Source organism: Actinomadura sp. HBU206391 (assembly GCF_014323665.1).
Lineage (GTDB): Bacteria > Actinomycetota > Actinomycetes > Streptosporangiales > Streptosporangiaceae > Actinomadura_C.
The window spans coordinates 1-6600 of the sequence record NZ_JABVEB010000283.1; the positions used below are offsets into that span (position 1 = coordinate 1).

Here is a 6600-nt window from a genome sequence, read left to right on the forward strand (position 1 = left end):
AGAGCGGCTCGCGATGGCGCCGCGCGTCGGCCGTCTCCTTCGGTGACCTCCGGCGCGGCCTGCTCGCCCGCGACGCTTGGCCGGGTGTCGTGCTGCTGTCGGTCATGACGTTCGCCGGGCATCTCGCCCTGCTTCTGGTCGCCGCCCGCGCGGCCGGATCGACCGCTCCGGTCACCCTGCTGCTGCCGCTGATGGTGCTGACGCTGCTGGCCATGGTGGTGCCGGTGAACGTCGGCGGCTGGGGACCGCGCGAAGGCGTGGCCGCGCTGGCGTTCGGCGCGGCGGGGCTGGGCGCCGCACAGGGCCTCACGACCGCTGTCGTGTACGGGGTGCTCGCGTTCGTCGCGAGCCTGCCCGGCGCCGGGGCGCTGCTGCGTCTGAGCTTCGCCGGCATGCGGTCAGAACGTCCGGCGCGCGATGTATCGTCGCGGCCGACCACGCCCTCGACCGGTATCGCGAAGTGGGCGACGGCACCGCCACCGCGCGATGTCCGGCCGTGACCGGCAGGTGCGCGCGAACGAGGTGCTGAACTCCGGCTTCCCGCCGCGTACTGTCGGACACCCGCACAGATGGGAAAGGTGTATGTCAGAACCTGATGTCGCTCTGGACGTTCCGCGGCGGTCGGCCACCGAGCGGGTGGTGAACACCCGGCTGCCCACCGTGTACGGGGATCTTCGCGCGATCGGCTATCTCGATCGCGCGAACGCCCGCGAGCAGGTGGCACTGGTCTATGGCGATGTCAGCGGGCACGATGTGCTCACCCGGGTGCATTCGGAATGCCTCACCGGCGACGTCTTCGGCTCCACCCATTGCGAGTGCGGCGACCAACTGTCCGCGGCTCTGCGGACGATCGTCGCGGAAGGTGCGGGCGTCCTCGTCTATCTGCAGGGACACGAAGGGCGGGGGATCGGGCTGCTGGCGAAGTTGAAGGCCATGCGGCTACAGGACGAGGGCCTCGACACGGTCGAGGCGAACCTCGCGCTGGGGCTTCCGGTCGACGCGCGGGACTACCGCGTGGCCGCGGAGATGCTGAACGACCTCGGCGTGCGCTCAGTGCGGTTGCTCTCGAACAACCCGCGGAAGCTGGAGGCGTTGCGGCGTTACGGCGTCAAGGTGGCCGAACAGGTCCCGCTGCTCATCCCGCCGAACGATGAGAACCTGCGCTACCTGCGTACGAAACGCGAACGGCTCGGCCATCACCTTCCGAACCTGGACTCGCTCCTCGGTCAGCCGAGTACCGACAGCATCTCGCCGAACGAGGCGACCAGGCTCGCGAGCACGTCCCGGCCCTTCTCCGCGGACGCCAACGAGGGACGGCCGACCACGCCCGATTCGGTATAGGCGGCCATTCCGAGCGTGAGCAGATGTTCCCGGTCGTCCGCGAGGTGGTCGCTCGTGGCGTATCCACGGCCGACCAGGGTCGGGTGGGCGTGCAGCAGCAGGCTGGTCTCCAGTTCCCCCGCGTGCATGTCACTGTCGGCCGACGTCACGATCCCCGCCGCGCTGCGGGCCTTCGCCCAGGCCTCCAGCGACGGGAAGAGCGCCATGCGGCGGCCGGCCGGTCCGGCCTCCTGCACCACGTTCGACAGCACGTAGTTTCCGCCGTGCCCGTTGACCAGCACCAGGGTGCCGACCCCGGACCGGTGGAGCGAGTCCGCGACGTCGCGTACGACCGCGGAAAGCGTGGTGGCGGAGATGCTCACCGTCCCGGCCCAGGCCGCGTGCTCGTGTGAGCATGAGATCGTGATCGGCGGCAGGTGCAGCACCGGGTAGGCGTCGCTGATCGCCCTGGTGATGGCGACCGCCACCACGGTGTCGGTCGCCAGCGGCAGGAAGGCGCCGTGCTGCTCGAAACTGCCGATCGGCAGTACCGCCACCTCGGCCCTCCGGGCCTGTTCCTCTGTCGTGGTGCTCAGCGGAAGAAGAGGTGCGTCCAACGCGGTCATTGCCCGTCCTTTCCGGGTTCCCAAGGGGCGCGGCTGCCAAGGGCCCGTGGTTCGCAAGGTCCCGTGGTTCGCAAGGTCCCGTGGTTCGCAAGGTGCAGTGCGGCGATGGGGCCGTCCCGGAAGTCTGCCACTTCACCGGCCATGCGACGGGCGGCCGCTGACGTGCAGAACCCGGTGCACCACGCTTGAACCGCCGCCGTCCGTGGCCCGTATATACAGTGGGCGCGGCCGGCCGTCTCCGCAGTGAGGGCCGGTATTCGCCGCAGTGACCACATCACCAGGCTTCACACGGAAGGTCCTTCGGTTGTGCCGTTCCTCACACGCTTTCGTCGGCTGCCGACTCAGGGAAGGACGACCGCGGAGGAGGACCTGACGACGGACGACCCGGCGACGGCCGCTCCGGCGACGGACGACCGTCCGGAGCAGCGCGTTCCGGGCGACGACGCCGGTACGACCCGGGACGACGGCACCACCAGGGACGACGACGGTGATACCCGGGACGACGGCGCGGCGGGTGACGGCGCGGGCGGTACGGGGCGCGACGTGGAGGCGGGTGAACCCGCCGGCGGCCTCCGAAGGGGACGTGTCATCGCAGTGTGGGTGACCACCGTGCTCGCCTGCCTGCTCGTGCTGTTCGCCCTCATCGCTCCGAACGAGGTCGGCCGTCTCACGCCTGAGGCGTTCGTGCGCATCCCGCTGGAGGGACTCGTCGGTGCCGCCCTGGTTCTCGTCCTGCCGGCGAGAGTGAGACGGGTCGTGGTGGCGCTGCTCGGAGTGGCCTTCGGTCTGCTGGCCATCGTGAAGGCCGTCGACCTCGGCTTCTCCGCGGTTCTCGGCCGGCCGTTCAACCTGGTGTTCGACTGGCCCCTGTTCGCGAACGCCATGGAGTTCCTCACGGGGTCGGCCGGCCGGGTCGGCGCGATCGGCTCCGTGATCGCGGTCGCCACCCTCGCCGTGGCGGTGCTCGTCCTCATGGCCCTGTCGCTCCTGCGGCTGAGCCGCGTTGTGGTCCGGCACAACACCGCGGCGACCCGCGCCGTCGCCGTGCTCGGGGTCGCCTGGGTCGCCTGTGCCGTGCTCGGCGCCCAGATCGTCCCGGGCGTGCCGGTCGCCGTCATCGCTTTCGACCGTACGGTCCAGGTGCGCACGAGCCTGCAGGATCACAAGGTGTTCGCCGCTGAGGCCGCCGTCGACCCCTTCGGCGGCACCCCGGGCAACGAGCTGCTGCCCGCGCTGCGCGGCAAGGACGTCCTTCTCGCCTTCGTCGAGAGCTACGGGCGCGACGCGATCGAGAACCCTCGGTTCGCGCCGCAGGTCGGTGCGGTTCTCGAGGCGGGGAACCGCCGGCTGCGCGCGGCGGGATTCGCCTCCCGGAGCGGCTTTCTCACCTCACCGACAACGGGCGGCGGCAGCTGGCTGGCCCACGGCACGTTGCTCTCCGGCCTGTGGGTCGACAACCAGCGGCGCTACCAGGATCTGCTCAAGAGCGACCGCCTGACCCTCAACGGCGCCTTCCGACACGCGGGCTGGCGGACGGTCGGTGTCATGCCCGGCAACACCCGCGCATGGCCCGAGGGGGCGTTCTTCGGCTATGACCACGTCTACGACCGATGGACTCTCGGGTACGGCGGCCCGCGTTTCAACTGGGGCACTCCGCCCGACCAGTTCACCCTGTCGGCGTTCCAGCGCTCCGAGCGGGCGAAGGCGCATCGCGCTCCGGTGATGGCCGAGTTCCCCATGGTCTCGAGCCACGCGCCCTGGGCGCCCACCCCCCGGCTCATCGACTGGAAGGACGTCGGTGACGGCTCGGTGTTCAACGGCATGCCCGCGACCGGTGACCAGCCGGACGCCGTGTGGCGCGATCCCGCCCGGGTCCGCGCCGCCTACCGAGGTTCCATCGAGTACTCGCTGAACACCCTCATCTCCTACGTGGAGACCTACGGCGACGATGATCTCGTGCTCGTCTTTCTCGGCGACCACCAGGCCGCCCCGATCGTCACGGGCACCGGCGCCGACCACGACGTGCCGATCACGATCGTCGCCCGCGACCGGACGGTTCTCGACCGGATCTCCGGGTGGGGCTGGCAGGACGGACTGAAGCCCGGTCCGAAGGCTCCGGTCTGGCCGATGAACGCCTTCCGCGACCGGTTCCTGACCGCCTTCGGATCGCAGTCCCGGCCCAGCCGGCCGCAGGCTCCGCCGGCGCGGTGACCGTCGGCCCAGTTCATCATCGGCCCAGCTCACCGTCGGCCCAGCTCACCGCCGCTATCGCCGGTAGATCGTGATTGAGTGACCGACCGTGCCGATCGGCCTGCTGCCGGCGACCAGCGCCGCCAGCCGGCCATCGGCTCGGGCGATCGAGCTGTCCGACACGGCGAGCAGCCCGTGCACCTCGCCCGGGGGCACCTGGAGCGGGTCCGAGGCCTCGATGCCGTAGTAGGACGGCATGCCGCTGCCCTTGTAGACCAGCCAGATCCGCTCACCCGGATACCGTTCCCGTAGGCGGTCGGCGAGCCGCCCCAGATCCTGGCCCCAATCGACGTTCGAGTCGTGCAGGCGCAGGTAGGTCTTCGACGGCCCGCCGAACGCCTCGTTGGAGTACGGCAGGTAGTACGGGTACGTTCGCAGCGAACTGACCACGACGAGCAGCACCAGCGCCGCCGTGGCGACGGGCGCCCACCGCCACCGGAATGCGACCACGCAGCCTGCCGCGACCGCCAGGAACATGGGCACGAAGACGGCGTAACGGACGCCGAGGTCGCGCGAGCCGGTCATCCCCGCTGCCAGCAGCACGGCGGCGGGGATGAGCACGTACGGCGCCGCGGGCCGTAGCCGGGGCGCCGTGACCATCGCGACGGCGCCTGACAGCCACAGCGCGAGCATGCCGAGCGGCGTCTTCACCAGCAGCGCGGCCGGCAGGTAGTACCAGAGCGAACCGAGGTACTGCCGGCCGAACAGGAAGCCGCCCCACGTCCGGTCCTCGAAGCCGAACTGGATGCGCATCCCGTCCCGGTACGGCTGCGGGAACGGCAGCCGGTCGACGACGAACCCGCGCAGCCCGTCGACGACCGGCAGGTTCTCTGGCGTCGCCCAGCGCAGCCGCGGGTCGACGGCGAGGTAGGCGGCCCACACCACGCCCACCGCGACCAGCGCCACGCCGGCCGCCGCCGCCACGCCCGCCCCGAGGAGCGTCGCCGACCCGCGCGTGCCGAGCCCGGGCCTCCGGCCGGCGAACCAGATCGACGCGATCACCAGCACCAGCAGCACCGGAACCGCCTGCAGCGCGCTCATCCGGGTGGCCATGGCCGCGCCGACCGCCACACCGGCGAGCGGGAGGTAGAGGAGCGGCCGCTGCCGCGCCCGCCACAGCAACCAGACCGCTGTCAGCAGCAGGCCGGCCGCCAGTACGTCGAGCGTGGCCAGCGACCCGTGCGCGATGATGTCGGGCGAGAACGCGTACAGGGCGAGCGCCACCGATCCACCCGCCGATCCGACGAGGTCACGGGCGAACGCGAAGACGACCAGCCCGAACAGCAGGGTCACCGCGATCATCGGTAGCCGGGCCCACAGCATCAGCCGGCCCGCGTCGTTGCCCGATTCGTAGAGCAGATGCCGTCCGACCGACTCTTGGGAGCCTGCGTAGGAGGAGTCGAGGCGCGGGTCGGCCCACGCCAGCCCGGACCCGATGACCAGTTTGCCCAGTGGCGGGTGCTCAGGGTTGTAGCGCAGGCTGTGCTGACGCAGGTAGACCGCCGCCGCACCCATGTACACAGGCTCGTCCGTGGTCGGAGTCTGCTGCACCGCCGTGGTGACCATCGCGATCGCCATCTCGGCGAGCAGCGCGACCACGACCAGCGCGAACAACCATCGCCGATGCCGCCGCAGCGCTTCGAATCGGTTCGAGGAAACCCCGGCGCTCGCGGGCGTGGGCCGGCAGGGCACAGCGGGCGGCGACGTCATGACCTACCTTCTCATCACGTGCCGCACGGTCGTCCCGCACGATCGTGGTCGGCCAGGACCTCATCGATCACCCTGCGGTTGCCCGCGGCTCGCTTCTCGTCTGTGTCGATGTCCTCGGCCAGGCCGATCAGGGCCTTCCACAGCGCCCAGCCGCGGGCTCGGGCCCAGGTGGCGGGGTCCTGGCCGACTGCGCTGCGGAAGCTCTCCCGGCTGTCGCCTTTGAACATCGTCCACGCGATCACCAGATCACAGGCGGGATCGCCGACCCCTGACGTCCCGAAGTCGATGACGGCGGCCAGCCTTCCGTTCCTGACCAGCAGGTTGCCGCTCGCGATGTCGCCGTGGAACCACACCGGCGGCCCCGCCCAGGCCGCATCGAGGGCGGCGTCCCACACCGCCGACGCGCGGCCGGTGTCGATGCGGCCGGCCAACGCGGCGATGGAGCGGCGGGTCTCCTCGTCGTAGTGAGCCGGTGACGCGCCCCGATAGAAACTGTGCGCACCCGCCTGCGGCCCGCCCGTCGCGTCGATGCGCTGCAGGGTGCGAATGAAGTCGGCCACCGAGGTCGCGAATCCGGACAGGTCGTCGATGCGGTGCGGGCTCGCGGTCTCGCCCTCCAGCCAGCCGCGGATCGACCAGTTGAAGGGGTATCCCTCGCCTGGAGCGCCCTTGGCCAGCGGCACGGGGACGCTGA

At 70.9% G+C, this 6600-nt stretch carries 6 protein-coding genes; 3 read left to right on the forward strand and 3 right to left on the reverse strand.

The features are described 5' to 3' along the window. Both HKK72_RS34165 and ribA read left to right on the forward strand, forming a co-directional pair. On the forward strand, nt 1-500 hold a 500-nt coding region (locus tag HKK72_RS34165; RefSeq protein ID WP_187238555.1), incomplete at its 5' end, for a lysylphosphatidylglycerol synthase domain-containing protein. A gap of 82 nt (nt 501-582) precedes the next feature. Beyond that, nucleotides 583-1341, forward strand: a complete 759-nt coding sequence (gene ribA, locus HKK72_RS41750) for a GTP cyclohydrolase II (protein WP_187238556.1) — start codon at nt 583-585, stop codon at nt 1339-1341. Here ribA and HKK72_RS34175 read toward each other — a convergent pair. Further along, nucleotides 1227-1946, reverse strand: a complete 720-nt coding sequence (locus tag HKK72_RS34175) for a creatininase family protein (RefSeq protein WP_187238557.1) — start codon at nt 1944-1946, stop codon at nt 1227-1229. The two genes, ribA and HKK72_RS34175, sit on opposite strands and share 115 nt — an antisense overlap. A 306-nt stretch (nt 1947-2252) precedes the next feature. Between HKK72_RS34175 and HKK72_RS34180 the strand changes: the two genes are divergently transcribed. Beyond that, on the forward strand, nt 2253-4157 hold the full coding sequence (locus HKK72_RS34180) for a sulfatase (RefSeq protein ID WP_187238558.1): 1905 nt from the start codon (nt 2253-2255) through the stop codon (nt 4155-4157). A 54-nt stretch (nt 4158-4211) separates the two neighbouring features. Here HKK72_RS34180 and HKK72_RS34185 read toward each other — a convergent pair whose 3' ends face one another. Both HKK72_RS34185 and HKK72_RS34190 read right to left on the reverse strand, forming a co-directional pair. After that, nucleotides 4212-5906 (reverse strand): ArnT family glycosyltransferase, encoded by a 1695-nt coding sequence (locus HKK72_RS34185; protein WP_187238559.1) that lies wholly within the window; start codon nt 5904-5906, stop codon nt 4212-4214. Between the two features lie 14 nt (nt 5907-5920). After that, nucleotides 5921-6600 (reverse strand): aminoglycoside phosphotransferase family protein (locus tag HKK72_RS34190; protein WP_187238560.1); only part of this gene is annotated, 680 nt, incomplete at its 5' end.